General features: G+C 71.4%; 26 protein-coding genes. 10 read left to right on the top strand and 16 right to left on the bottom strand.

All coding sequences use genetic code 11. The annotated features are described in order from the left end of the window. Nucleotides 1-94: 94 nt before the first annotated feature. The 4 genes from qcrB to ctaE are packed head-to-tail and all read right to left on the bottom strand — an operon-like array spanning nucleotide 95 to nucleotide 4,290. Nucleotides 95-1,705, bottom strand: coding sequence for a cytochrome bc1 complex cytochrome b subunit (gene qcrB, locus BJY16_RS16005; protein ID WP_185040225.1), 1,611 nt, complete (start codon nucleotides 1,703-1,705; stop codon nucleotides 95-97). Continuing rightward, a complete protein-coding gene (gene qcrA, locus BJY16_RS16000) occupies nucleotides 1,702-2,799 on the bottom strand; it encodes a cytochrome bc1 complex Rieske iron-sulfur subunit (protein ID WP_185040224.1) in 1,098 nt (365 codons plus the stop codon). The genes qcrB and qcrA overlap by 4 nt, the downstream gene beginning before the upstream one ends. Beyond that, nucleotides 2,796-3,644 carry a cytochrome bc1 complex diheme cytochrome c subunit gene (qcrC, locus tag BJY16_RS15995; protein WP_185040223.1) on the bottom strand — a complete coding sequence of 283 codons (849 nt, stop codon included), beginning with the start codon at nucleotides 3,642-3,644 and terminating at the stop codon, nucleotides 2,796-2,798. The genes qcrA and qcrC overlap by 4 nt, the downstream gene beginning before the upstream one ends. A gap of 49 nt (nucleotides 3,645-3,693) precedes the next feature. Next, complete coding sequence (gene ctaE / locus BJY16_RS15990; protein ID WP_185040222.1) at nucleotides 3,694-4,290, bottom strand: aa3-type cytochrome oxidase subunit III; 597 nt, start codon at nucleotides 4,288-4,290, stop codon at nucleotides 3,694-3,696. Between the two features lie 109 nt (nucleotides 4,291-4,399). On the opposite strand from ctaE, the gene BJY16_RS15985 reads away from it, so the two are divergent. The 4 genes from BJY16_RS15985 to BJY16_RS15970 all read left to right on the top strand — a co-directional run bounded on the left by BJY16_RS15985 (nucleotide 4,400) and on the right by BJY16_RS15970 (nucleotide 7,660). Further along, nucleotides 4,400-5,371: a cytochrome c oxidase assembly protein gene (locus tag BJY16_RS15985; RefSeq protein WP_185040221.1), complete on the top strand. Its 972-nt coding sequence runs from the start codon at nucleotides 4,400-4,402 to the stop codon at nucleotides 5,369-5,371. A gap of 49 nt (nucleotides 5,372-5,420) precedes the next feature. Then, complete coding sequence (locus BJY16_RS15980) at nucleotides 5,421-5,855, top strand: hypothetical protein (RefSeq protein WP_185040220.1); 435 nt, start codon at nucleotides 5,421-5,423, stop codon at nucleotides 5,853-5,855. 36 nt (nucleotides 5,856-5,891) lie between these two features. Beyond that, nucleotides 5,892-6,950 carry an anthranilate phosphoribosyltransferase gene (trpD, locus tag BJY16_RS15975; protein WP_185040219.1) on the top strand — a complete coding sequence of 353 codons (1,059 nt, stop codon included), beginning with the start codon at nucleotides 5,892-5,894 and terminating at the stop codon, nucleotides 6,948-6,950. Nucleotides 6,951-7,450: 500 nt separating this feature from the next. Then, nucleotides 7,451-7,660 carry a hypothetical protein gene (locus tag BJY16_RS15970; protein WP_185040218.1) on the top strand — a complete coding sequence of 70 codons (210 nt, stop codon included), beginning with the start codon at nucleotides 7,451-7,453 and terminating at the stop codon, nucleotides 7,658-7,660. An 881-nt stretch (nucleotides 7,661-8,541) separates the two neighbouring features. Here the strand turns inward: BJY16_RS15970 and BJY16_RS15965 are convergent. Further along, nucleotides 8,542-8,967, bottom strand: coding sequence for a cytochrome c oxidase subunit 4 (locus tag BJY16_RS15965; protein WP_185040217.1), 426 nt, complete (start codon nucleotides 8,965-8,967; stop codon nucleotides 8,542-8,544). Nucleotides 8,968-8,976: 9 nt separating this feature from the next. Further along, complete coding sequence (gene ctaC / locus BJY16_RS15960) at nucleotides 8,977-9,912, bottom strand: aa3-type cytochrome oxidase subunit II (RefSeq protein ID WP_185040216.1); 936 nt, start codon at nucleotides 9,910-9,912, stop codon at nucleotides 8,977-8,979. 165 nt (nucleotides 9,913-10,077) lie between these two features. Between ctaC and BJY16_RS15955 the strand changes: the two genes are divergently transcribed. Continuing rightward, on the top strand, nucleotides 10,078-11,214 hold the full coding sequence (locus BJY16_RS15955) for a cysteine desulfurase family protein (protein ID WP_185040215.1): 1,137 nt from the start codon (nucleotides 10,078-10,080) through the stop codon (nucleotides 11,212-11,214). After that, nucleotides 11,211-11,420: a sulfurtransferase TusA family protein gene (locus tag BJY16_RS15950; RefSeq protein WP_185046473.1), complete on the top strand. Its 210-nt coding sequence runs from the start codon at nucleotides 11,211-11,213 to the stop codon at nucleotides 11,418-11,420. Before BJY16_RS15955 ends, BJY16_RS15950 begins: the two co-directional genes overlap by 4 nt. Nucleotides 11,421-11,543: 123 nt before the next feature. On the opposite strand, the gene BJY16_RS15945 is transcribed toward BJY16_RS15950, so the two are convergent. From BJY16_RS15945 to BJY16_RS15930, 4 genes are all read right to left on the bottom strand, one after another. Further along, nucleotides 11,544-12,044: a P-loop nucleotide/nucleoside kinase family protein gene (locus tag BJY16_RS15945; RefSeq protein WP_185040214.1), complete on the bottom strand. Its 501-nt coding sequence runs from the start codon at nucleotides 12,042-12,044 to the stop codon at nucleotides 11,544-11,546. Continuing rightward, nucleotides 12,044-13,021: a carbohydrate kinase family protein gene (locus tag BJY16_RS15940; RefSeq protein ID WP_185040213.1), complete on the bottom strand. Its 978-nt coding sequence runs from the start codon at nucleotides 13,019-13,021 to the stop codon at nucleotides 12,044-12,046. Before BJY16_RS15940 ends, BJY16_RS15945 begins: the two co-directional genes overlap by 1 nt. A 121-nt stretch (nucleotides 13,022-13,142) precedes the next feature. Beyond that, a complete protein-coding gene (erpA, locus tag BJY16_RS15935) occupies nucleotides 13,143-13,511 on the bottom strand; it encodes an iron-sulfur cluster insertion protein ErpA (protein WP_185040212.1) in 369 nt (122 codons plus the stop codon). A gap of 89 nt (nucleotides 13,512-13,600) precedes the next feature. Continuing rightward, nucleotides 13,601-14,707: a glycerate kinase family protein gene (locus BJY16_RS15930; protein ID WP_185040211.1), complete on the bottom strand. Its 1,107-nt coding sequence runs from the start codon at nucleotides 14,705-14,707 to the stop codon at nucleotides 13,601-13,603. A gap of 70 nt (nucleotides 14,708-14,777) precedes the next feature. Between BJY16_RS15930 and nadA the strand changes: the two genes are divergently transcribed. The 3 genes from nadA to BJY16_RS15915 all read left to right on the top strand — a co-directional run bounded on the left by nadA (nucleotide 14,778) and on the right by BJY16_RS15915 (nucleotide 18,178). Beyond that, nucleotides 14,778-15,947, top strand: coding sequence for a quinolinate synthase NadA (gene nadA / locus BJY16_RS15925; RefSeq protein WP_373873405.1), 1,170 nt, complete (start codon nucleotides 14,778-14,780; stop codon nucleotides 15,945-15,947). Nucleotides 15,948-16,134: 187 nt separating this feature from the next. Beyond that, entirely contained in the window at nucleotides 16,135-17,490 is a 1,356-nt protein-coding gene (gene murA, locus BJY16_RS15920; RefSeq protein WP_185040209.1) for a UDP-N-acetylglucosamine 1-carboxyvinyltransferase, read from the top strand. Nucleotides 17,491-17,557: 67 nt separating this feature from the next. Continuing rightward, a complete protein-coding gene (locus BJY16_RS15915; RefSeq protein WP_185046472.1) occupies nucleotides 17,558-18,178 on the top strand; it encodes a DUF3043 domain-containing protein in 621 nt (206 codons plus the stop codon). A gap of 446 nt (nucleotides 18,179-18,624) precedes the next feature. Here the strand turns inward: BJY16_RS15915 and BJY16_RS15910 are convergent, their stop codons facing one another. Both BJY16_RS15910 and BJY16_RS46425 read right to left on the bottom strand, forming a co-directional pair. Further along, on the bottom strand, nucleotides 18,625-18,933 hold the full coding sequence (locus tag BJY16_RS15910; protein ID WP_185040208.1) for an AzlD domain-containing protein: 309 nt from the start codon (nucleotides 18,931-18,933) through the stop codon (nucleotides 18,625-18,627). Continuing rightward, nucleotides 18,927-20,045 carry an AzlC family ABC transporter permease gene (locus BJY16_RS46425; protein ID WP_203758789.1) on the bottom strand — a complete coding sequence of 373 codons (1,119 nt, stop codon included), beginning with the start codon at nucleotides 20,043-20,045 and terminating at the stop codon, nucleotides 18,927-18,929. Before BJY16_RS46425 ends, BJY16_RS15910 begins: the two co-directional genes overlap by 7 nt. A 69-nt stretch (nucleotides 20,046-20,114) precedes the next feature. On the opposite strand from BJY16_RS46425, the gene BJY16_RS15900 reads away from it, so the two are divergent. Next, entirely contained in the window at nucleotides 20,115-20,672 is a 558-nt protein-coding gene (locus tag BJY16_RS15900) for a helix-turn-helix domain-containing protein (RefSeq protein WP_185046471.1), read from the top strand. On the opposite strand, the gene BJY16_RS15895 is transcribed toward BJY16_RS15900, so the two are convergent. From BJY16_RS15895 to BJY16_RS15880, 4 genes are all read right to left on the bottom strand, one after another. Continuing rightward, nucleotides 20,669-21,985: a family 16 glycosylhydrolase gene (locus BJY16_RS15895; RefSeq protein WP_185040207.1), complete on the bottom strand. Its 1,317-nt coding sequence runs from the start codon at nucleotides 21,983-21,985 to the stop codon at nucleotides 20,669-20,671. The two genes, BJY16_RS15900 and BJY16_RS15895, sit on opposite strands and share 4 nt — an antisense overlap. A 255-nt stretch (nucleotides 21,986-22,240) precedes the next feature. Then, nucleotides 22,241-23,188 (bottom strand): ABC transporter ATP-binding protein, encoded by a 948-nt coding sequence (locus BJY16_RS15890; RefSeq protein ID WP_185040206.1) that lies wholly within the window; start codon nucleotides 23,186-23,188, stop codon nucleotides 22,241-22,243. Beyond that, nucleotides 23,185-23,985, bottom strand: a complete 801-nt coding sequence (locus BJY16_RS15885) for an ABC transporter permease (RefSeq protein ID WP_185040205.1) — start codon at nucleotides 23,983-23,985, stop codon at nucleotides 23,185-23,187. Before BJY16_RS15885 ends, BJY16_RS15890 begins: the two co-directional genes overlap by 4 nt. Further along, the gene (locus tag BJY16_RS15880; protein ID WP_239176522.1) at nucleotides 23,978-24,691 is read right to left on the bottom strand and encodes an ABC transporter permease; all 714 of its coding nucleotides are present in this window, start codon (nucleotides 24,689-24,691) and stop codon (nucleotides 23,978-23,980) included. Before BJY16_RS15880 ends, BJY16_RS15885 begins: the two co-directional genes overlap by 8 nt. Nucleotides 24,692-24,733: the final 42 nt, after the last annotated feature.

Genomic DNA, 24,733 nt, shown 5'->3' with positions numbered 1-24,733 from the left:
AATGTTCCGGGCCCATGCTATCCGCACCCGGATCAAGCCCAGCAAACAAACCGGCCCGCAGGCGTTCGCCTGCGGGCCGGTTCGTCGGCATGTCCTACTTCTTGCCGGAGAGTTCCTCGCGCTTGGCCGTGGTGATCGGGGCCGGCGAGACCGGCGTCTCGGCCGGTTTCTCCACCGGGAAGAAGAAGCCCTTGACCGCCGGCGCGAGCGCCCCGATCTTGTTCATCTTCTTCGGTACGACCCAGCCGCGGTACTCCAGCGGGATCGGGTGCCCGTGCTCGTCCACCGGGCCGAGCGGCTGGTGGACCTCGACGAACTGCCCGTTCGGCAGGCGCTTGATGATGCCGGTCTCGACACCGTGCGCCAGCACCTCCCGGTCGTGCTGCTGCAGGCCGAAGCAGATCCGGACCGAGACGTAGTACGCCAGCGGCGGCAGGACCAGCAGACCGATACGACCGGCCCAGGTCATCGCGTTCAGGCTGATGTGGAACTTGTCGGCGATCACGTCGTTGCCGCCGGAGATCGTCGCGACCAGGAAGAACGCCAGCGCCATCATGCCGATGCCGACGCGCTCCGGGTTGTCCCGGGGGCGCTGCAGCAGGTGGTGGGTGCGCTTGTCCTTCAGCTTCCGGGCCTCCAGCCACGGGTACGCCATCGGCAGCGTGAACAGCGCGCCGAGGCCGACCACGGCGGGCCAGAACAGCGGCGGGATGCTGTAGCCGTTGCCGATCGGGATGTAGATCTGCCAGTTCGGCATGAGGCGGACCAGGCCGTCCATGAACATGACGTACCAGTCGGGCTGCGACGCGGAGGAGACCTCGGCGGCCCGGTACGGCCCGAACATCCAGATCGGGTTGATCTGGAACAGGCCGGCCATCAGCGCGATGACGCCGAAGACCGCCATGAAGAAGCCGCCCTGCTTCATCACGTACCGCGGGAACATCCGCTCGCCGACCACGTTCTCGTTGGTCCGCAGCGGGCCCGGCCACTGGGTGTGCTTCTGCTTGAACACGATGCCCAGGTGGACGCTGATCAGCGCGAGCAGGATGCCCGGGATGAGCAGCACGTGCGCGATGTAGAACCGGCCGATGATGAACTCGCCCGGGTACTCCCCGCCGAAGATCGCGGCGGACAGCCAGGTGCCGATCACCGGGAGGGACAGCATGATCGCCGAGGCGATCCGGAGACCGGTGCCGGAGAGGCCGTCGTCCGGCAGCGAGTAACCGGTGAAGCCGGCGAAGAAGCCGAGCAGGAACAGCAGGACGCCGATCACCCAGTTGATCTCACGCGGCTTGCGGAACGCGCCGGTGAAGAACACCCGGGCCATGTGCACCACGATCGACGCCATGAACAGCAGCGCCGCCCAGTGGTGCATCTGGCGCATGAACAGACCACCGCGCACCTCGAACGAGAGGTGCAGCGACGACGCGTAGGCGGCCGACATCTCGGTGCCGCGCAGCGCCGAGTAGGAGCCGTCGTACGCCACCTCCTTCATCGACGGGTCGAAGAAGAGGGTGAGGAAGACGCCGCTCAGCAGCAGCACGATGAACGAGAAGAGGGCGATCTCGCCGAGCAGGAACGACCAGTGGTCAGGGAAGACCTTGTTCAGCAGGCCACGGAGCGGGGTGGCCGCCTGGAAGCGGTCATCGACGCCCTTGGCGAAGTTGGCGGTGGCCTCGGCTGGATCTAGCTTTCGGCGTTTCACGGCCGCTCCCAGAAGTCGGGTCCGACAGTGTCCTTGAAGTCAGACGTTGCCACAAAGAAACCTTCCTCGTCCACCGAGAGCGGCAGCATCGGCAGACGCCGGGTGGCGGGACCGAAGACCGGCTGACCATTGTCGGTGATCAGGAACTGCGACTGGTGGCACGGGCAGAGCAGCCGGTTGGTCTGCTGCTCGTACAGGCTGGCCGGGCAACCGGCGTGCGTGCAGATCTTCGAGTACGCGACGTAGTTGCCCCACATCGAGCCCCCGTTGCGCCCGCTCGGGTCGTTCTGCGCGGCGAACCGCGTCTTGATCGCGTCCTCGGAGCGCAGGTGGATCAGCAGGGTCGGCGAGTCGGCGTACTTGTTGGTGGCGCCGTGCGGGATCCCCGGGTAGACGGTCATCTGACCACCCGCGCTGACGTCCTCGGGACGGATCGGGGATCCGTCCTCCCGGGTCAGCCGGACCAGCTTGCCGCCGTTGGTCACCGGGTTGAAGCCGGTGCGGTACATCATCGGCTCGGGGTCCTTGTGCGGGTTCTGGATCAGGCCGCCGACCAGCGGGGCCGCCGCGGCCAGGCCGAGCGGGGCCAGACCGAGACCGATCGCGCCCTTGAGCAGCGGCCGGCGCTGCACGCCGAGCTCGTCCGCCACGTACATCATGGTCTGGCCGGTGATCAGGCGCTCCTCGTCGCTGGACGGGTCGCCGTGCCGCTGCTGGATCGACAGCTCGTGCGGCAGCAGTTTCTTGGCCCAGGCCAGGATCGCGATGCCGAGCGCGAACAGCGAGATCCCGAGGGTGATGCCGAGGATCGGGGTGTAGTAGTCGTTCAGCGTGTGGCCGAGCTCGTACTCCCACGGCCAGACGATGTAGAAGACCAGGAAGGCGACCGCGAACAGGCCGGCGATCAGGAACAGGAGGGAGATGTTGCGGACGACCCGCTTCTCCGCCTTCGAGTTCGGCCCCTGGAACTGCGACTCGTACGTGACGATCTCGATGTCGTCGCGCCGCAGGCCTTCCTTGACGATGTCGAAGCGCGTCAGCTTCGGATCGTTCACGTCGACGGGCTCGGCGGCCGCGCCGTGATGCGTTGTCATGACTTCCCCGCAATCCAGAGCGACGTGAAGACCAGGATCGTGATGCCGACCAGGAAGATCGCCATGCCCTCGGTCGCCGGACCGTATCCACCCAGGTTGAAGATGCCGCCCGCGTCCTTGTTGTCCTGGAGCTGCACCGTGATGTACGTGATGATCTCGCGCTTCTGATCCGGGGTGAGCTGGTTGTCCCCGAAGACCGGCATGTTCTGCGGGCCGGTCAGCATGGCGGCGTAGATCTGCTCCGGTGTGGCGTCGTGCAGGCTCGGCGCGAACTTGCCCGAGGAGAGCGCGCCACCGGCGCCGGTGAAGCTGTGGCAGGAGGTGCAGTTGACCCGGAACAGCTCGCCACCGCGGGCCAGCGCCTCGGGGTTGGTCTTCGGGTCCAGCGTCAGGTCACCGGACGGGATCTCCGGGCCGCCGCCGATCTCCTGGATGTACTGCGCGAGCTGCTTGGTCTCATCCGGGGTGAACTGCGGGGGCTTCTGCTCGGCCTGCGCCTCCTGGCGGGCCATCGGCATGCGGCCGGTGCCCACCTGGAACTCGACCGAGGCCGAGCCGACACCGATCAGGCTCGGGCCACGGCCCTCGACACCCTGACCGTCCCGCCCGTGGCAGGAGATGCAGCTGTTGTCGAAGAGCTCCTTGCCCTGCTGCGCGGCGGTGGAGAGCGGGGTGTTGTCCTCGGCGAACGCACCGGGGGTGAAGGCGGTGTAGACGCCACCGGCGAGCGCCAGGGCGGCGAGCATGCGCACGGCCGCGCCGACCCGCCGGCGAGCCCGGCTGGGCGCGCCGCGGCGCCGGGCGAACACCCGGGCACGCCTGCGGGCGGGGGTGTCAGAAGTCATGGGTATGTCCCTCTGGGTGTCGTTAGAAGTCCTCGCCTGCGGCGCTGAATCACTTGAGCCAATAGATCATGGCGAACAGCGCGATCCACACGATGTCCACGAAGTGCCAGTAGTACGACACGACGATCGCCGACGTGGCCTGCGCCGGGGTGAACCGGCCCATGGTCGTCCGGATCATGTAGATGATGAAGGCGATCAGGCCGCCGGTCACGTGCAGGCCGTGGAAGCCGGTGGTCAGGTAGAACATCGAGCCATACCCGTCCCCGTTGAGCTTCACGCCCTCATGGACGAGGTTCCGGTACTCGTTCGCCTGGCCGAGCACGAAGATCAGGCCCATCACGAAGGTGATCGTGAACCAGCGCCGCAGCGCGAACACGTCACCCTTCTCCGCCGCGAAGACGCCCAGCTGGCAGGTCACCGACGAGAGGACCAGGATCACCGTGAACGTGGTGGCGTACGGGATGTCGAGCTCTTTGGTGTGCTCCGCCCACATCTCGGGGGCCGCCGCGCGGATCGAGAAGTACATGGCGAACAAAGCCGCGAAGAACATGAGCTCACTGGAGAGCCACACGATGGTCCCGACGCTGACCATGTTGGGTCGGGTCAGCGAGTGGATCCGGCTCTTGTCGATGGCTGCCGCTGTCACGGGCTCATTATTCCCCCGCCACGGGTCCAAGGTCAGGCGGGGTCCCTAATCCGGCACTGTGGGCAGCCCGGAATATTCGGTGACCAGCGGGTAGGTCTAGCTTCGAGTGGTGCAGTCAGTCGAAATAGCCCCGCTGGCGGACGCGGCCGGGGATACTGAACTCCCGCCGTTCACCGCGTCGGCCATCTTCACCCAGTTCCACTGGTTCAGCCTGATCGCGGTGGGCCTGCTGGTCTCGGCCGCCCTCTACCTGTACGGGGTGCGCCGTCTCCGGCAGCGTGGCGACCACTGGCCGGGCGGCCGCACCGCGGCGTTCCTCGCGGGTGGACTCGGCTCGATCGCCGCGGTCACGGTGACCGGCATCGAGGCGTACGACACCACGCTGATCTCGGTGCACATGGTCCAGCACATGGTGCTCTCCATGGTCGGGCCGATCTTCCTGGCCCTGGGCGCGCCGACCACCCTGGCCCTGCGGGTGCTGCACGGCCGGCCGCGCAAGACGCTGCTCGCCGTCGTCCACTCCCGGTACGTCCGGGTGCTGACCTTCCCGCTGGTCGCGTTCGGACTGTTCATCGCGAACCCGTTCGTCCTCTACTTCACCGGGCTGTACCGGCAGACCCTGGAGCACGCCTGGCTGCACGAGTTCATCCACATCCACTTCATGGTCACCGGGTGCCTGTTCTTCTGGCCGCTGCTCGGCCTGGACCCGCTGCCGAACCGCTGGCCGTACCCCGGCCGGGCACTGCTGATGGTGCTCTCGGTGCCGTTCCACACGGTGCTCGGGCTGACGATCATGCAGCAGCAGGAGCTGCTCGGCGGGGACTGGTACCCGAACCTGCACCTGGCCTGGATGGATCCGCACAGCGACCAGGTCACCGCGGGCGGCATCCTGTGGGCCGGCGGGGAGATCGTCAGCGTCACCATGCTCGGCATCCTGGTGGTCCAGTGGGTCCGCCAGTCGGAGCGCGAGGCCCGCCGGATCGACCGCGCCCTGGACCGCGCGGAGCTGGAGGAAGCCGCCACGGCGGCCAAGATCACAAAGCCGGAGAAGGCCGAGCGACCGGGCCCCGACGCCGGATAACAGATTCGGTACGATCCCTGGGACCTACAAGGTGAAGTGGGGCACAAACATGAGCGACACCACCACGACCCAGTACACCGTTCTGCTATACAGCGACGACGCCGCGGTGCGCGACCGGATCCGGCTCGCCATCGGCACGCGTCCGGCGGCCGATCTGTCCGTCGAGTTCGCCGACGCCTCCTCCTGGGAGGAGTGCCGCCGGCTGCTGGACGACTACGAGATCGACCTGATGGTGCTCGACGGCGAGGCGACCCCGGCCGGCGGGCTCGGCATCGCCCGTCAGACCAAGGACGAGTACCAGGATCCGCCGCCCACCTGCGTGGTGATCGCCCGTGCCGCGGACCGCTGGCTCGCGGCGTACTCGCAGGTCGACGCGACCCTGCTGGCCCCGCTCGACCCGGTGACCACCGGTCAGACGGTGGCCGGGCTGCTCCGGGCCCGCCGCGACGGCGCGATCCCGCTGGGCGCCCTCCCCCGCACCTGACCGACCGAGCAGACACCCCCCGACGGAGGCCCCGCCATGGGCGCACGCACCTGGCCGAACCTGACGATGTCCCTGCTGCGCGGCGAGGAGCTCGCCACCGCGGACACGGCCTGGGCGATGAGCGAGATCATGGCGGGCAACGCCACGCCGGTCCAGATCTCCGGATTCGCCGTGGCGCTGCGCGCCAAGGGCGAGACGCCGGCCGAGCTGGCCGGCCTGGTGGAGGCGATGCTCTCCGCCGCGACCCTGGTGGAGCTGCCCGCCGAAGTCCGCACCCGCGCGGTCGACGTGGTCGGCACCGGCGGCGACCGGGCCAACACGGTGAACATCTCCACCATGGCGGCGATCGTCACCGCCTCCGCCGGGGTGACCGTGGTCAAGCACGGCAACCGGTCGGCGTCGTCCACCACGGGCACCGCCGACCTGCTGGAGCACTTCGGGATCCCGCTGGACCTCGGCCCGGCCGGGGTGAACCGGACGGTGGCCGAGGCCGGTATCGGCTTCTGCTTCGCCGCGCGGTACCACCCCGGCATGCGGCACGCCTCGGTCACCCGGCGTGAGCTGGGCGTGCCCACCTTCTTCAACATGCTCGGCCCGCTGACCAACCCGGCCCGGCCCACCTCGGCCGCGATCGGCTGCTTCGAACCGCGGATGGCTCCGGTGATGGCCGCGGTGTTCGCCGAGCGGGGCGACTCGGCGCTGGTCATGCGCGGCGAGGACGGCCTCGACGAGTTCACCACCGCGGCGCCGACCCGGGTCTGGATCGCCAGCGGCGGCAAGGTCGAGGAGCTGCTGGTCGACGCGACCGAGCTGGGCCTGGCCCGGAGCGAGCCGGACGCGCTGCGCGGGGGCGACGCGGCGTTCAACGCCGACGTGGCGCGCCGCGTGTTCGCCGGTGAGGCCGGTCCGGTGCGGGACGCGGTGCTGGTCAACGCCGCCGCAGCGTTCGCCGCGCAGAGCGGCTTTCCCGGCGATTTCCGGGACACCCTGCGGGCCGGCATCGCCCGCGCCGCCGAGGCGATCGACTCCGGCGCCACCACCGCGCTGCTGGACCGCTGGGTCGCCGCCGCCCAGGCGGCCAAGGCCGCCGAGTAGGACCCTTTTCCGGTACGCCCGCGGCACCCCCGCCGCGGGCCACCAGGCCGGAGTCCCGCCTCGCGAACCACACCCCACCACCACCCACCGGAGTCCAGCCGATGGGCGCGCTACCCCAATTCCATACCAGCCCGCTCCATCCCGACCCGCCCTCACGGACACACCGGGAGCCCGCCCGCGGCCCGAGCCCACCCTCGCGGACACACCAGGAGCCCGCCCGCGGCCCCCGCCCGCCCCAACGGACCGCACCGGGAGCCCGCCCGCGGCCCCCGCCCCTCCCCTCGGACAGACCGGGAGCCCCCTGCGGACCCCGCCCGCTGTCCGGGTCACCGGACCCCAGCGGTTCACCCGGCGGCCCGCGTCGGGTTGGGGCACTACCTGCTGAAAAATCCTGAAAAAGACCGCAACACGCCGCCGGCAATGCTCGGCATCACCCGGTCGACGTGACAGCGTCTGAATGACATTCGGGTAATCCCACCTTCCGCACGAAGGAGAAGCCCGTGGACGAACGCGAACTGCGCTGCGTCATCTGCGACGGCGACATGCTGTTCGAGACGCCGCCCTGCGAGGACGGGCACGACGACTGCCCGGAGCTGGTCTGCACCCGCTGCGGCGCGGCCGAGGTGGTCGCCCCCATCGTCGTGCACCTGTGGCTGCCGCCGAAGTCCCCCCGCCGCGTCGCCCCCCAGCAGCGCACCGCCGCGGCCTGACCGAGCCCGCAACCGGATCCCGCACTCCCCCGCAGGCTCCGTAGCTCCCGCCTGCAACCAGCCACCTCCCCGCGCGCCCTCCCTGTCTCCCCACGCAGCCTCACTACCTCCCCACGCGGCCTCCCTGCCCCGCACGCGGCCTCCCTGCCCCCGCGAGCGGCCTCCGCACCCGGCCTCCCCGCCCCGCGAGCGGCCTCACTGCCCCCCGGCGAGCGGTCTCACTCGCCCCCGCCCGACCTCACTCGTCTCCCCGGGGCCTATCTCGTCTCCCCGCGCGGGTTTGGGAGTCTCCCGCCCCGCGCCCCCACGCGGGATGGCCCGGTCCAGCCGCCAGTCGCGGTCCTGGCTGGTTCTCATGGGTGTCTCGAGGGCCTCAAGACACCCATGAGAACCAGCCGGCACCCTGACCCGCGCCTCGGCCCGGCCCCGGGACCGCATCGCGTCTGCCAACGCCGAGAACGCCCACGGCAGGACGCGCTCGGCGGGACGCCGCTCGGCGGGACGCCGCTCGGCAGGACACGCTCGGCAGGACCGCTCGGCAGGACACGCTCGGCAGGACCGCTCGGCAGGACGCCGCTCGGCAGGACGCCGCTCGGCAGGACGCGCTCGGCCGAGGTGGGGTGCGGTGGGGCACCGGGAGCGGCGCTGCGGACATACCGGAGGGCGGGGGCTCCTGGCGTACCGGAGGGCGGGGGCTGCTGGCGTACCGGAGGGCGGGGGCTGCGGACGTACCGGAGGGCGGGAGCGGCGGACGTACCGGAGGGCGGGAGCGGCGGACGTACCGGAGGGTGGGAGCGGCGGGCGTACCGGAAAGCGGGGGAAACAAGAAGCCCGCGCCTCCGGGGAGGCGCGGGCTTCCGTGAGTCGAGCGGACCTGGCGGTCAGTGCTCGGCGGGCTGCCGGGTGCTGGAGTAGTACTCGAAGAGCATGCCGCAGGAGCTCAGGATGACCATGACCAGACCGGCCGCGAGCAGCCACCACATCCAGAAGACCAGGCCCATGCCGGCGATCGCGGCGGAGAGCGCGATGCCGAACGGCCAGTAGCTGCCCGGGCTGAAGAAGCCCAGCTCGCCCGCGCCCTCGGCGATCTCGCCGTCCTCGCGGTCCTCCGGGCGCAGGTCGATGCGGCGGGCGACGAACCAGAAGAAGCCGCCGCACATCGAGCAGAGCAGGCCGGAGAGGATCAGCGCGACGGTGCCCACCCACTCGACGTGCTCACCGGTGCCGGCGGTGTAGAAGCCGTAGACCGCGGCCGCACCGAAGAGGAACAGGGCCACGCCCATGAAGATCTTGTACTCGGTCCTCATGTCAGATCCCTACTTCCCCGCGGCGACGACATCTTCGCCGCCGCCCTGGTTCCAGCTGTGCGTGCCGCGCCGGGTGTCGAACGGCTGCGTGGTCGTCGCGTAGGGCGGCTCACCGATCGTGGCGAGCGCCTGCGGCGTCGACTGACCCGCCTTCTTCGCCGCCATGAACTGGTCGAACTTGGCCGGCTCGACCGCCACCAGCTCGAAGTTCATGAAGGCGTGGTAGGTGCCGCAGAGCTCGGCGCAGCGGCCGACGTAGTGACCGGTCTTGTCCAGCGTGACCTCGAAGACGTTGCGCACGCTGCCCGGCATGACGTCCCGCTTGAACAGCAGCTCCGGCACCCAGAACGAGTGGATGACGTCCTTGCTGGTCTCCTCGAACCGGATCTTCTGCCCGATCGGCAGGACCAGCGAGGGGATGACGTCGGAGGAGCCCACCGTGGACGCCACGGTGTTCGCGTCCTTGCCGATGCCGTCGCGGTACTCGAACTCCCAGTTCCACTTGAACGCGGTGACCTGGACGATCTGGTCCGGGTCCTTCGACACCTTGTCCACGCTGGTCTGGACGATCGCGGTGTAGTAGAAGAGCACCGCGACGATCAGCACCGGCGTGACCGTGTAGAGGACCTCCATCGGCATGTTGAACCGGGTCTGCACGGGCAGCTCGTCGCCGCGCTTGCGGTACCGGATCACGCACCAGAAGATCAGACCCCAGACCCCGACGCCGACCACCAGGGCGGCGATCGTCGAGGCGATCCACAGGTCGTACATCTCGTGCGCCTGCAGGCTGATCCCCGGGCCGGGCCATCCGAAGTGGCCGAACTTGCTCCCGACGTCCTCGACCGAGCACCCCGCGAGCAACGCCAGCAGCAGCGCACCGCCGAGACCCAGCCCGGCCGCCCGGCCACCTGCCCGCGGCCGTGTGGCCGAACTCCTTGCGCCCACCTGCTTCTGCCTCCTTAGCAGCGCCGCCTGCCCGAAACCGGACACCTGGCGGCAAGGCTCACCGACGGTCGCACACTACTCGACCAGGGCCGGGCCGCCCGTCACCGGGGGGCGTTCGCCCGCCTTCGAAAAATCTCCAGACAACCGGACGATACCGTTCCCCTTGTGGATTACACAGGCGATCCGCACGTCTACCTGGACGCCGCCAGCGCGGCGCCGCTGCACCCGGTGGCCCGGGAAGCGCTGCTCGCGGCGCTCGCCGACGGCTGGGCCGATCCGGCCCGCCTTTACGCGGCGGGCCGCCGGGCCCAGCAGCTGCGCGAGGCGGCGACCGCGGTGGTCGCGGAGATCTTGCGGGTACGCGTGGACGAGCTCTCCTTCTGGCCCTCCGGCTCGGCCGCCGCACAGGCCGCGGTGCTGGGCGGCCTCGCCGGGCGCCGCCGCGCCGGGCCGGTGCTGGTGCACTCGGCGATCGAGCACTCCACTGTGCTGCACGCCGCCGGGACCACCGAGGCCCGTGAGGTGGGAGTGGACCGGCTCGGCCGGCTCGACCTGCCCGCCTGGGAGGCCGCGGTGTCCGCGCCCGGGGTGGCGCTGGCCGCCCTGATCAGCGCCAGTCACGAGGCGGGCACGGTGCAGCCGGTGGCCGCCGCCGCGGCGTACTGCGCGGAGTCCGGGGTACCCCTCTTCGTGGACGCCGCCCAGTCGGTCGGCCGGGTCCCGGTGCCGGCCGGCTGGTCGCTGCTCAGCGCCAGCGCGCACAAGTGGGGCGGGCCGCCGGGCGTCGGTGTCCTGGTGGTCCGCAAAGGGGTGCGATGGATCTCACCCTCCCCGCAGGATGATCTTTATCGCCCCCAGCCACCGGGCGCTGTCGATCTGCCGGCGATCGTGGCGGCGGCGGCGAGCCTGCGCGCGGTGACCGCCGAGGCGGAGGCCGAGGCGGTGCGGCTGGGCGCGCTGGTGGACCGGATCCGGGACCGGGTGGCGGCCACCGTGCCGGACGTGGAGATCGTCGGCGACCCGGTCGACCGGCTCCCGCACCTGGTCACCTTCAGCTGCCTCTACGTGGACGGGGAGGCGCTGCTGCACGCGCTGGACCGGCGCGGGTTCGCGGTGTCGTCGGGTTCCTCGTGCACCTCGTCGACGCTGCGGCCGAGCCACGTGCTGGAGGCGATGGGCGTGCTCAGCCACGGCAACGTGCGGGTGTCCCTGCACCGCGGGACCACCGAGGCGGAGGTGGACCGCTTCCTGGCGGTGCTGCCGGAGGTCGTCGCGGACATCCGGAAGGAGGCCGGGTTCTGATCACGCTGGACTGCCGCGGGCAGCGGTGCCCGCTGCCGATCATCAAGCTGGCCAAGGCGATGCCGGGCGTGGCGGTCGGCGAGATCGTCCGGGTGCTGGCCGACGACCCGGCCGCGGCCAACGACATCCCCGCCTGGTGCCGGATGAAGGGCCAGGAGTTCGTCGCGGGCCACCACCACCAGTTCGAGGTGCGCCGGATTGTCTGAAGCGATCGCCGCCGGTGCGTTGGCACCCCGTTTTTCGACGGCCGCGGGGTTTGCGGACGGCGGAAAAGCGGGTGCCCAACGCACCGGTTACCAGGCGATCGCCGCGGAGCGAAGCGGAGCCAGTCAGCTCAGGTAGCTGATGACCTGCGGGACCGGATCCTTCGCCAGGTAGGTGTCGACGACCAGGCGGGGGCCCAGGTACGGCTCGTACTCCGACTGGCGCTCCACCACCCGCACCCAGTCCGGGACGCCGTCGTGGTCGCGGGACTCGTAGCGCGACTCGACCCGGCGCCGGTGCTCGGTGTCGTCACCGCAGACCACCTCGACCACGCGCAGCGGCACCGCCATCCGCTCGGCCAGGTCGACCCAGAGCTCCCGGGCCGCCTTGACCGGGCTGACCGCGTCGATGATCACGTGGTGGCCGATCTTGAGTTGCTCCTCAGCGAGCGCGGCCACCACGCCGTAGGCCGCGTAGCCCGGGCGGGTCTCGTGCACCGCGTACCGCTGCAGGGCGAAGTCGACCGTGTCGACGGCGAGCACCGCCGCCGGCAGCTCGGCGGCCACCGACGCGGCGAGCGTGCTCTTCCCGACGCCGGGCAGGCCGGCGAAGACCGCGAGGACCATCAGGCCGGCAGGTGCGGGGTGATCTCGGCGGCGGCCTGCTCGCCGTACGCCGCGGTGAAGCGCTTGAGGAACTCGTGCGCGGTGATGTCGTACTCCTGGGTGCCGACCGTCTCCAGCACCAGCGCCGCCACCAGCGAGCCGACCTGGGCGGACCGCTCCAGGCCGAGACCCCAGGAGATGCCGGAGAAGAAACCGGCCCGGAAGCCGTCGCCGACCCCGGTCGGGTCCTCGCCGAGCACGTCCGGGACGACCGGCACGTGGATCCGCTCGATGCCCTTGCCGGTGATCTCCACGCCGTCCTTGCCGAGCGTGGTGACCCGGATCCGGACCTCGTCGAGCACCTGGTCGCCGGAGAGGCCGGACTTGGTCTCCAGCAGGGAGCGCTCGTACTCGTTGGTCAGCAGGTACTCCGCGCCGCGGATCAGGCTCAGCACGTCCGAGCCGTCCATCCGGGCGAGCTGCTGGGACGGGTCGGCGGCGAACTTGAAGCCGCGGGCACGGCACTCCTGCGAGTGCCGGATCATCGCGGCCGGGTCGTTCGCGCTGATCAGCACCAGGTCGATGCCGCCCAGCCGGTCGACCACCGGGGACAGCTCGATGTTGCGGGCCTCGGCCATCGCGCCGGCGTAGAACGAGGCGATCTGGTTCAGGTCGTCGTCGGTGGTGCAGACGAACCGGGCGGTGTGCGCCACGTCGCTGACGTGCACCGAGTCGCAGTCCACCCCGTGCCGCTCCAGCCAGGACCGGTAGTCGGCGAAGTCGGCGCCGACCGCGCCCACCAGGATCGGCCGCAGACCCAGCTTGCCCATCCCGAAAGCGATGTTCGGCGCGACGCCGCCGCGGCGCACGACCAGGTCGTCGACGAGGAACGAGAGCGAGACCTTGTGCAGCTGGTCGGCGATGAGCTGGTCGGCGAACCGGCCCGGGAAGTGCATCAGATGGTCGGTGGCGATCGAGCCGGTGACGGCGATCTTCATGGCGGCCCTCAAGGTTGGGGAAACAGGGTCGTTACGACTAGAGACTACCGGGCGGTTACGTGGAACAGGCCGCCCCGTTAACGGGACGGCCTGTCCGATGGTGCCGGGTGGAATTCGAGGATCAGTGGAACGAGTCGCCGCAGGCGCAGGAGTTCTGCGCGTTCGGGTTGTCGATGGTGAAGCCCTGCGCGTCGATCCGGTCCGCGAAGTCGATGGTGGCGCCGGCCAGGTAGGGAGCCGACATCCGGTCCACCACGACCTCGACGCCGCCGAAGTCGTTCACGACGTCGCCGTCGAGCGAACGCTCGTCGAAGAAGAGCTGGTAGCGCAGGCCGGAGCAGCCACCGGGCTGTACGGCGATGCGCAGGCGCAGGTCGTCGCGCCCCTCCTGCTCGATCAGGGCCTTGACCTTCACAGCGGCGACGTCGGTGAGGATGACGCCGGTCGGGGCGGTCGCCTCGGTCGACTCGGTGTGCGCTTCAGTGGTCACTGCGTATCTCCCTGCCAGGTGCGGTCATGTGCCGTACCAGGCAACGCTAACCCCAATCCCCGGGATTCCCAATCCGGGCGGGTTGCAGATCACCTCGACCACTGGCGGGACAGGCGCTCAGACAGTTCTCGCAGGCCGCGGGCGGGTTCGGCCATCGCCTTCTCGGTCGAGCCGAAATGCTCCACCAGGGTGTGCGTCTCGGTCACCCCGGCCGCCGAGGCCTCCCGGTGCCCGGTCTCGTTCCGCCCGGCCAGCACCACGCACGGCAGGCCCCGGTCCCGGGCGCCGGCCGCGATCCCGGCCACCACCTTGCCGCGCAGCGACTGGTGGTCGAAGCTGCCCTCGCCAGTGATCACCAGCTCCGCCGCGTCCAGCTCCCGGTCCAGCCCGATCAGGTCGCTGACCAGGCCGATCCCCGAGGTCACCCGGGCGCCGAGGGCGATCAGCGCGGCCCCCAGACCGCCGGCCGCGCCGGCTCCCGGCCGGGCCGCCAGGTCGTCGATCCCGAAGGCCTTCTCCAGTACGCCGGCGAAGTGCGCCAGGGCGGCGTCGAGCCGGAGCACGTCCTCCCTGGTCGCGCCCTTCTGCGGGCCGAAGACGCTGCTGGCGCCGTGCAGGCCGGTCAGCGGGTTGTCCACGTCGGTGGCGGCGACCAGGGCGACCTGGCGCAGCTGCGGGACGCCGGCCAGGGCGGCGGCGGTGATCAGCGGGGCGCCGCCGTAGGGCAGCGCGTAACCGGCCACGTCGACCGGGGCGGCGCCGAGCGCGGCCAGCATGCCGGCGCCGGCGTCGTTCACCGCCGAGCCGCCGAGGCCGATCACCACCTGGGTGGCGCCGGTCTCCACCGCGGCCGCCAGGAGCAGGCCCAGGCCGTACGAGGAAGTCCTGGTGGGGTCCCGCTCGTCCGGCGTCAGCAGATGCAGGCCGCAGGCCTGCGCGCTCTCCAGGTAGGCGGTGCCGCCGGCGAGCAGGATCTCGCCCCGCGCCGGGCGGCCGAGCGGGTCGACGGTCGCGACCGGGATCCGCTGCCCGCCGAGCGCGGTGGCCAGCACCTCGACGAAGCCGGGCCCGCCGTCCGCGATCGGGCGCAGGATCAGCTGATCGGACCGGACGGCCCAGCCGTCCGCGACCGCTTGAGCGACTTCCGGGGCGGACAGGGTACCGGCGAACTTGTCCGGACAGATCAGTACGCGCACCCCGGGAGTGTGCCATCACACGCCGTCAGGCCGCAGCTACCGTCCCAGGGGCTGTGCAACGATGATTCTCGTGACGTCGACCTGGACCGAACCCGGAAACACCCCCGTTGCCCTGCTGCTTCTCGGCAAGGGCACCGACCCGGCCAGCGAGCGGGGCGTGGACTGCCCCGGTGAGCTGCCGGCTCCCAGCGACCCCGATCTGGTCGCCCGCGCGACGGCGGCCAAGGCCGCGCTCGGCGACCGGGTGTTCGTGCTGGGGCATCACTACCAGCGTGACGAGGTGATCCAGTTCGCCGATGTCACCGGCGACTCGTTCAAGCTGGCCCAGCAGGCGGCGGCCCGGCCGGAGGCGGAGTTCATCGTCTTCTGCGGCGTGCACTTCATGGCCGAGAGCGCCGACATCCTGACCAAGCCGGAGCAGCAGGTCATCCTCCCCGACCTGGCGGCCGGCTGCTCGATGGCCGACATGGCGGTGCTCGGTCAGGTGGAGACCGCCTGGGAGCACTTCCAGGACCTGGGCATCGCCGGCGACATCGTCCCGGTGACGTACATGAACTCGTCCGCCGACATCAAGGGCTTCGTCGGCCGCAACAAGGGCGTGGTCTGCACCTCGTCGAACGCGAAGCGGGCCCTGACCTGGTCGTTCGAGCAGGGCTCCAAGGTGTTCTTCCTGCCCGACCAGCACCTGGGGCGCAACACCGCGGTCCTGGAGATGGGCTTCGACCTGGACGACTGCGTCCTCTACGACCCGCACAAGCCGCACGGCGGGCTCACCGACGAGCAGCTGCGCAACGCCCGGATGATCCTCTGGCGGGGTCACTGCTCGGTGCACGGCCGGTTCACCCTGGACAGCGTCCGCGAGGTCCGCGAGCGGGTCCCGGGGGTGAACGTGCTGGTCCACCCGGAGTGCCGGCACGACGTGGTCCGCGCGGCCGATTATGTCGGCTCGACGGAGTACATCATCAAGGCGCTCGACGCCGCCCCCGCCGGTTCGGCCTGGGCGGTCGGCACCGAGCTGAACCTGGTGCGCCGGCTGGCCCTGGCGCACCCGGACAAGCAGATCATGTTCCTCGACCGGACGGTCTGCTACTGCTCGACGATGAACCGGATCGACCTCCCCCACCTGGTGTGGGCGCTGGAGGAGCTGGTCGCCGGCCGGGTGCCGAACGTGATCACGGTCGACGAGAAGACCGCGCACGAGGCGCGCGTCGCGCTCGACCAGATGCTCGCCCTTCCGTGACGCTGTGTAGCCGGGAGATTTCACCTCGGAGGGTGATTGCCCGGCTACTACGTTTTCTCGGCCGCGCTACGACTGGCGTACTTCTCACTCAGCGCTATGCTTCCCCGGTTGCAGAATCGGGTACCCCCGCCCGAGTTCCTGCCCCCTCGATCACCGGGCGCTACACGCCCGCCGGCTGGAGGTTACGTTGACCGACGATGTCCTGATCGTGCACGGCGGTACGCCGCTGCAAGGACAGATCCGGGTCCGTGGCGCCAAGAACCTGGTCTCCAAGGCGATGGTCGCCGCCCTGCTGGGCGAGTCACCGAGCCGCCTGTTCGACGTGCCGCGGATTCGCGACGTCGAGGTCGTCCGCGGCCTCCTCGGGCTCCACGGGGTCAAGGTCAGCGACGGCGCCGAGGACGGCGAGCTCGTCATGGACCCGACGAACGTGGAGAGCGCCAGCACCGACGAGATCAACGTGCACGCCGGGTCGAGCCGGATCCCGATCCTGCTCTGCGGCCCGCTGCTGCACCGGCTCGGGCACGCGTTCATCCCGGATCTGGGCGGCTGCCACATCGGGCCGCGCCCGATCGACTTCCACATCAAGGCGCTGCGCGAGTTCGGCGCGGTGGTCGACAAGACCCCCGAGGGCATGCACCTGAGCGCGCCGAACGGGCTGCACGGCGCCAAGCTGGAGCTGCCGTACCCGAGCGTCGGCGCGACCGAGCAGGTGCTGCTCACCGCGGTGCGCGCGGAGGGCGTCACCGAGCTGCGCAACGCCGCGATCGAGCCGGAGATCATCGACCTGATCTGCGTCCTGCAGAAGATGGGCGCGATCATCACGGTGCACACCGACCGGGTCATCGAGATCCAGGGCGTACCGAAGCTCTACGGTTACGAGCACAAGCCGATCCCGGACCGGATCGAGGCGGCCAGCTGGGCCGCCGCCGCGCTCGCCACCCGTGGTGAGATCGAGGTGATCGGCGCCCGCCAGGCCGACATGATGACGTTCCTGAACGTCTACCGCTCGATCGGCGGCGAGCTGAAGATCACCGACGACCGGGTGGCCCGCGAAGGGGTCAGCGGCGCCGAGGGCGGCATCAAGTTCTGGCACCCGGGCACCGAGCTCAAGGCGGTCGCCCTGGAGACCGACGTGCACCCGGGCTTCATGACCGACTGGCAGCAGCCGCTGGTGGTCGCGCTGACCCAGGCCCGCGGCATCTCGATCATGCACGAGACGGTGTACGAGCAGCGGCTCGGCTACACCGAGGCGCTCAACCAGATGGGCGCCACCATCCAGGTCTACCGGGACTGCCTCGGCGGCACCCCGTGCCGGTTCGGCCGCCGCAACTTCATGCACTCCGCGGTGATCGCCGGCCCGTCCAAGCTGCACGCCGCCGACCTGGTCATCCCGGACCTGCGGGCCGGCTTCGCGCACCTGATCGCGGCGCTCGCCGCCGAGGGCACGTCGCGCGTCTACGGCGTCAACCTGATCAAGCGGGGCTACGAGGACTTCGAGGCCAAGCTGGCCGCCCTCGGTGCCCACGTCGAGCGCCCCTGAGCTGCGGTTTCGTCTCGATCAACGGCGCGGTGTGTCACACACCGCGCCGTTTGGCTACGCTCGTGGCGTGTCCCCGCTGTTTCGCCGCAAGCCAGTCGACCTCGTCGAAGACGCCACTTCCTCGGTGACCGAGGAGGAGGCGGCCGAAAACCGCCGCAAGAGCTACACGCCCAGCAAGAAAGAGCTGGGTGTGGTCACGCCGAAACGCGCGCCGCAGGGCCGCCGGGTGGAGGCCGCGCCGGCCGACCGCAAAGAGGCGATGAAACAGCTCCGCGAGCGGCAGCGCCAGGAGCGCGCCGAGGCCGCCGAGGGCATGCGCCAGGGCGACGAGCGGTTCCTGCTCGCCCGCGACCGCGGCCCGGAGCGCTCGCTGGTCCGCGACATCGTCGACTCGCGCCGCACCGTCGGCTCGTTCTTCATCGCCGGCGCCCTCATCGTGATGGTCGGCACGCTGATCCAGAACCCGGCCGTCGTCCTCGCCACCAACGCCCTGTGGGCCGCCCTGGCCCTGGCCGTCGTGATCGACAGCGTGTTCATCGCCCGCCGCATCAAGCGCCTGGTCAAAGAGCGTTTCCCCGACTCGAAGCAACGGCTCGGCTCGCTCTACCTCTACGGCATCATGCGCGGCCTGACCTTCCGCCGCATGCGCGTCCCGAAGCCCAAGGTGGAGCTGGGCGCCAAGATCTGATTCTTTCGGTACGACCTGGGCGCCACGGGCGCGGGCTCCGGTGGGGGCTTGCGGACGTGGCGCTGTTCGTTGTCCACAGTTCGGGGTTGTCCACAGGGCGCGGACGCGCATCGCCCCTTCCCGCGCACACTGTCTGCGGGGGCTGCCCCCTTGGGAGGGCGGGACTGGGAGCGGCGGGACTGGGAGCGGCGGGACTGGGAGCGGCGGAACCGGGAACGACGGAACCGGGAACGACGGAACCACAACGCGCCGGAACCCAGCGCATCGGAACCGGGAGCGACGGACCTGGGAGCGGCGAGACCGGGAACGGCAGAACCCAACGCGGCGGGACCCAGCGCGGCGGAACCGGGAGCTGCGGGACCGGCACTACCCGGCGCGGCAGGACCCCGGGCGGCGAGCCGAAGCAGCAGGACCAGCCGCGCCCCGCAAGCCGAGACTTGCGCCCGCTACGGGACGCCGGCCAGCCGGAGCAGGGCGGTGACCGCGGCGGCGGCCACGACGACCAGGACGAACGGGACCTTGCGCCACGCCAGCAGGGCGCCGGCGGCCACCCCGGCCGGGCGGGCCAGGCCGGCGAACTCGGCGCCGGACATCAGCGCGGCCGTTCCGGCCAGGGCGGCGAGGAGCGCCGCGGCGGCCATCGGGAGCAGGCGTTGCAGGGCCGGGGAGAGTTCCAGGCGGTCGCGGAGCAGGACTCCGCTGAGGCGCATCGCGTAGGTGCCCACGCCGAGCGCGATGACGGCGGCGATCAGCATCGGTTCTCCTCGACGGTGGTGACGGGCGTGCGGAAAGCCGCGGCTCCAGCGAGCGAGGACGGCTCCTGCGATGCATCGACCGGACCATTGGAGGGTGCGCCCGAAATATCCGAGATGCTGGAAGCAGAGACCGAGATGCCCGAGGCACCGGCAGCCAAGCCCGGAACATCCGAGGCGCTGGCCGCCAAGCCCAGACCAGCCGAGGTGCTGGCCGCTGAGCCAGGATCGGCCGGGGCGCTGGCCGCTGAACCCGGATCAGCCGGGACGCTGGCCGCCAAGCCCAGACCAGCCGAGGCGCTGGCCGCTGAACCCGGATCAGCCGGGACGCTGGCCGCCGAGCCCAGACCATCCGAGGTGCTGGCCGCTGAGCCAAGATCGGCCGGGACGCTGGCCGCTGACCCCGGACCATCCGAGGGGCCGGGAGCGACCGCCGGGGATGACCTACGGCGGCGGACCGGCGGGAGCAGCAGGACCAGCAGGCCGAGCAGGGCGGCCAGGACCGGGAGGCCGGCCGGGAGGACCGGGGTCAGCAGGACCGCGAGGGCGGCCCCGGTGAGGGCGACCAGCCGGGTGTCCCGGTCCCCCAGGGACGGCAGGATCAGCGCGATCAGGCCGGCCGGGAACGCGGCGTCCAGGCCGAAGGAGTCCGGGTCGCCGGTGGCGCCGCCGAGCAGGACCCCGAGGACCACGCCGAGGTTCCAGGAGATGACCAGGGAGATGGCGACCAGCCAGTAGACCTTGCGGCGGGCGGCCGGGGTCTGCTCGGCCAAAGTGAAGGCGACCACCTCGTCGGTCATCAGGTGCGCGCCGATCAGCCGGTCCCGCCACCGGGTGCCGAGGGTGTCCGCGACGGCCAGGCCGAACGGCAGGTGCCGGGCGTTGAGCAGCAGGCCGGCCAGGACCGCGGCGACCGGGTTGCCGGCGGCGAACAGGCCGACCGCCAGGAACTGGGCGCCGCCGGCGAAGACCACGATCGACATCAGCGGCGCCAGCCAGCCGGGCAGGCCGTACGCCACGGTGATCGCGCCGAACGACGCGCCCACCGCGAGCGTCGCCGCGGCCAGGGCCGCCACGTCCCGGGGCCGGGCCTGCGTTCGATATAACGTACTCATAGTTCGTCATGCTGAACGAACGCGCAGCGTTCGTCAAACCGAACAATCCGACCGATGGAGCGAACACCCATGGAGCAACCGGCGCCGCCGCTCGCCGTCATCGCCGCCGCCCTGCGCCGCGAGCGGGACCGGGCCGGGATCTCGCTGGCCGAGCTGGCCCGCCGCGCCGGCCTGGCCAAGTCGACGTTGTCCCAGCTGGAGGCGGGCAGCGGGAACCCGAGCATCGAGACCCTGTGGGCGCTCGGGGTGGCGCTCGGCGTGCCGTTCAGCCGGCTGGTCGAGCCGGAGCCGACCCGGGTGCGGGTGATCCGGGCCGGCGAGGGCGCCACCCGGCTGCGCGCCGACCGGGCCGACTTCGTGGCCACGCTGCTCGCCACCGGGTCCCCGCACGCCCGGCGCGACCTGTACCTGATGGAGCTGGAGCCGGGCGAGGCCCGGGAGGCCGAGGCGCACATCCCGGGCAGCGTCGAGCACATCGTGGTCGGCGCCGGCCGGATCCGGACCGGGCCGGTCGAGGAGCCGATCGAGGTCGGGCCGGGTGACTACGTGTCGTTCCCGGGCGACGTCCCGCACCGCTACGAGGCGCTGGAGCCGTCCTGGGCGGTCCTCGTCATGGAGCACCGCTAGGCCGGCACGCCCCCGGTCCAGATCGAGATCGGGCCGACCGTCATGGTGCGCGGGAAGCTCGTCGCGGACGAGTCCACATCTCCCGCGACCGCGACGTTGACCAGCAGGAACTGCGGCTTGCCGAAGGTCCAGGAGCGGCCCGAGGCGACCGCGTCGGAGGCCCAGAGCGTCAAGGTCGGCTTCCGGTCGACGAAGAAGCGCACCACGGTCGCGTCGAAGTAGACCCCGAACCGGTGCGGGCCGGCGTCCAGCGGCACGCCGAGGTCGGTGGTGGCCCCGCCCTCGCCCCAGTCGTACGGCCGGTCCAGCCGCGGGTTCGCCGCGTCCGGCAGGTGCGCGGCGGACTTGGCCAGGGTGGGTTCCGCGCCGGTGCCCTCGAAGACGTCCAGCTCGCCGCAGGCCGGCCAGCCGACCTTCTCCATCGACGTGCCGAGCAGCCAGAACGCCGGCCAGACCCCGGCGCCGACCGGGGCGGTCAGGGACGCTTCGACGTACGACCCGGCGGGCACCGCGACCTTGCCCCGGGTGGTCAGCCGGGCGCTGGTGAGACCGCCGCGCTCGTCCCGCCGGGCGGTGATCAGCAGCCGCCCGGCGCCGTCCAGGCGCACATTGTCGCTGCTCGAGGTGTACGTCTGCAGCTCACCGTTGCCCCACCCGCCGGCGCCCAGATCGTGGTTCCAGACCCGGCTGTCCGGCGCCGAGCCGGCCGCCCCGGCAAAAGTGATCACCCGGGACGGCGCGCCGGAGACCCGGGCCGGCAGCGGGGCGGTGACCGCCTGCACGGTCAGCCCGGTCACCTGGATCGTGAACGGCCCGCCGGCCGGCAGGCTCAAATAGAACCCGGTGTCCGCGGCGCCGGCCGAGGTGGCCACGAAGGTCCGGGTCATCCGCCGCCAGCCGGTGCCGGCCAGGGTGCCGAACTCGATGACGCCGGCCGGGCGGTGCTCCCAGGCGCCGTTGGCGAGCAGCATGCCGAGCCGGCTGCCGGCGCCGGCCGTGTCCCGGGCCCACACCGTCATCCGGTAGGTCCGGCCGGGCACGAAGCCGCCGGTCAGCCGGGCCAGGGCGAAGGCCCAGGCGCCGGAGGCGGCCGGCCGGCTCAGCTGGACCGCCGTGGTGGCCGGGGCGCCGCGCAGCCCGGTCACCCGGCGCAGGCCCACCTCGCCGGACTGCGCGGCCGCGGTCCAGCCGGTCAGGTCCCGGACGGCGGAGCCGTTCAGCACCAGCTCGGCGGCGGCGCCGCGGGCCGGCGCGGCGATCCCGGCGGCCAGCAGCAGGGCGGCCACGGCGGCGGCCAGCGCTCGTCGTCTCATGCCGCGCACCATCGCCGCCCGGGGCGGGCGACGGAGGAGGACCGCCGGACCGCACCCGATTCGCTACCCGGGCGGGCGACGGAGGCGGACCGCCGGACCCCACCCGATTCGCTACCCGGGCGGGCGACGGAGGCGGACCGCCGGACCCCACCCGATTCGCTACCCGGGCGGGCGACGGAGGCGGACCGCCGGACCCCACCCGATTCGCTACCCGGGCGGGCGACGGAGGAGGACCGCCGGACCGCTTTCGATTCGCTACCCGGCGTACAGCCGGGCGACCACGTCCTCGATGTCCGGCTCGACCACCGACAGATCCCGGATCGGCACCGCCGCCACCAGCTCGGCGACGGCCTCCCCCGCGGTCACCCCGTCCAGCGCGAACGTCACCCGGTGGCGGTCGGCCTCGACGTCGACCAGGGTCGCGCCGGGCAGCTCGAACTCCGCCGGCAGCGGGATCGCGAGATCGGCGACCAGGCTGCGCCGGGAACCGTACCGGGCGTGCAGCGCCTCGATCGTGCCGTCGTGCACCACCCGTCCGTGGTCGATCACCACCAGGCGCTCGCAGAGCCGCTCGATGTCGGCCAGGTCGTGGGTGGTCAGCACCAGCGTGACGTCGCCGGTCGCGCCCAGCTCGGCCAGGAACGAACGGACCGCCTGCTTGCTGACCACGTCCAGGCCGATCGTCGGCTCGTCCAGGAACAGCACCCGCGGGCCGTGCAGCAGCGCCGCGGTCAGCTCGCCGCGCATCCGCTGGCCCAGCGACAGCTGCCGGACCGGGGTGTCCAGGAAGTCGTCCAGGTCGAGCAGCTCCCGGCAGCGGCGCAGCCGGGCGTGGTGCTCCCCGGCCGGCACCCGGTAGATGTGCCGGAGCAGGGTGAACGACTCGTGCAGCGGCAGATCCCACCAGAGCTGCGAGCGCTGGCCGAAGACCACCCCGATGCCCAGTGCCAGCCTGGTGCGCTGCGGGACCGGGCGCAGGCCGCACACCTCCACCTCGCCGCCGGACGGGGTGAGCACGCCGGTCAGCATCTTCAGGGTGGTGGACTTGCCGGCGCCGTTCGGGCCGATGTAACCGACCATCTCGCCCGGCTCGATGGTCAGCGTCACCCCGGCGACCGCCTCCACGGTGCGTTTCTCGCGGCGGAACCGGCCGCGCTTCACGCGTACGTCGAAGGTCTTCCGAAGGTCCTTGGTCTTGATCATGAGCCGGTGCTCCTGTAGTGACGGAGGCCGACGCGCCAGACCGCGGCGGCGACGACGGCCGCGGCGAGCGCGACCAGCGGCGAGGCGAAGCCGGCCCAGGCCGGCAGACCCAGCGGGTCCGGGCGGCCGAGCAGGGCCAGGGCAGGCTGGTAGCCGATGAAGGCGAGACCCAGGACGTACGCGAAAAGCGTCCGGAAGACCGGGCCGTAAACCGTGATCGGGTACGACGCGAAGTCCCGCCCGCCGTAGGTGAAGGCGCTGCCCAACTCCCCCGAGTCCACCCACCAGAAGGCCAGGCTGGCGCTGATCACGAAGATCGCGCTCATGAACACCGCGCAGGACAGCGGCGCCACGAGCAGCAGCGCCACCCGGGCCGGGGTCCAGTCGATCTCGTTCATCCGGACCGCGACGACCAGCACGGTGAAGCCGAACACCACCCGCAGCAGCTTGCGGATCGGCAGGTCCATCAGCAGCAGCTGGGGCAGCGCGGCGAGCGGCCGGACCAGTACCGCGTCCAGGGTCCCGGCCCGCACGTAGGTCTTGAGCCGGTCGACGTTGCCGATCGTGAAGTCGGCCAGCGCGAACCCGGCCGAGATGATGCCGGTGATCAGCAGCGCCTCGGGCAGGGTGAACCCGGCGATCCGGTCGGTGGCCCGGAACAGCACCAGCACGGTCAGCACGTCGAACACCGTGGCGCCGACGTTGGTGAGCAGCTCGATCAGGAACGACGTGCGGTAGGAGACCACCGAACGGGCCTGCGCGGCGGCCAGCGCGGCGTAGGCGCGCAGCTCACCCACCCTGCACCACCAGCTTCCGCTCGGCCCGCTTCTGCACCAGCGCGGCCAGCGCCAGCAGCGCGACCGCCCAGCCGGCCTGCAACCCGATCAGGGCGGCCTGCATGGCCGGGCCGTCCCGCTCGGCGGCCACGTCCAGCGGCGTCTGCAGGATGCTCGGCAGCGGCGTGCCCACCCACAGGGCGACCGCCAGCCACTCCGGCAGCAGGCGCAGCGGGAAGTAGAGGCCGCCCAGCACCCCGGCGCCGAGCACCCACAGCATGATCGGCCCGCGGGCGTCCTGCAGCCAGTAGGCGGTGGCGTTGACCAGGTAACGGCAGCCGAAACTGACGATCACCGCGAGCAGCACCGAGACCAGGAACAGCGGGACCGTCGGCCAGCGGGTCGGCAGCCGCATCGGGAAACACAGCGCCCCGATCAGCACCGGCGGGAGGAACCGGGTGAGCATCCCGTGCCCGGCCCGGCCCAGGTCGGCGGCGAGGTAGGCGGTCACCGGGGCGACCGGACGTAACAGATCGGCCGCGACGTCGCCGGTGCGGATCCGGTCGGCGAGCTCGGCCCAGCCCCACAGCATGACCACACTGAGTAGCCCCTGGCCGAACCAGACGTAGGTGACCAGCTGGTCCGGCTGATAACCGGCCGGCTGCCCGCCGGGAGCGCTCGCGGCCACCGCGAGCAGCACGTAACAGCGCATGTAGCCGAACACCACATTGGTGAACGTTCCGGCTATGGTGGCCTGACGATAGGTGGT

Origin of the sequence: Actinoplanes octamycinicus (assembly GCF_014205225.1) — a bacterium.
Classification (GTDB): Bacteria; Actinomycetota; Actinomycetes; order Mycobacteriales; family Micromonosporaceae; genus Actinoplanes; species Actinoplanes octamycinicus.
This window is presented reverse-complemented; position numbering and strand designations above follow the sequence as displayed.

Coding starts and splice junctions, on each gene's coding strand:
- qcrA (WP_185040224.1), bottom strand. CDS start 2,799: ATGACAACGCATCACGGCGCGGCCGCCGAGCCCGTCGACGTGAACGAT.
- qcrC (WP_185040223.1), bottom strand. CDS start 3,644: ATGACTTCTGACACCCCCGCCCGCAGGCGTGCCCGGGTGTTCGCCCGG.
- BJY16_RS15980 (WP_185040220.1), top strand. CDS start 5,421: ATGAGCGACACCACCACGACCCAGTACACCGTTCTGCTATACAGCGAC.
- trpD (WP_185040219.1), top strand. CDS start 5,892: ATGGGCGCACGCACCTGGCCGAACCTGACGATGTCCCTGCTGCGCGGC.
- BJY16_RS15965 (WP_185040217.1), bottom strand. CDS start 8,967: ATGAGGACCGAGTACAAGATCTTCATGGGCGTGGCCCTGTTCCTCTTC.
- BJY16_RS15945 (WP_185040214.1), bottom strand. CDS start 12,044: ATGGTCCTCGCGGTCTTCGCCGGCCTGCCCGGCGTCGGGAAGAGCACG.
- BJY16_RS15940 (WP_185040213.1), bottom strand. CDS start 13,021: ATGAAGATCGCCGTCACCGGCTCGATCGCCACCGACCATCTGATGCAC.
- BJY16_RS15910 (WP_185040208.1), bottom strand. CDS start 18,933: ATGCTGATCGCCGCCGTCATCGCGCTCGGCGTGGGCACCTACGCGATG.
- BJY16_RS46425 (WP_203758789.1), bottom strand. CDS start 20,045: ATGAGTACGTTATATCGAACGCAGGCCCGGCCCCGGGACGTGGCGGCC.
- BJY16_RS15900 (WP_185046471.1), top strand. CDS start 20,115: ATGGAGCAACCGGCGCCGCCGCTCGCCGTCATCGCCGCCGCCCTGCGC.
- BJY16_RS15895 (WP_185040207.1), bottom strand. CDS start 21,985: ATGAGACGACGAGCGCTGGCCGCCGCCGTGGCCGCCCTGCTGCTGGCC.
- BJY16_RS15890 (WP_185040206.1), bottom strand. CDS start 23,188: ATGATCAAGACCAAGGACCTTCGGAAGACCTTCGACGTACGCGTGAAG.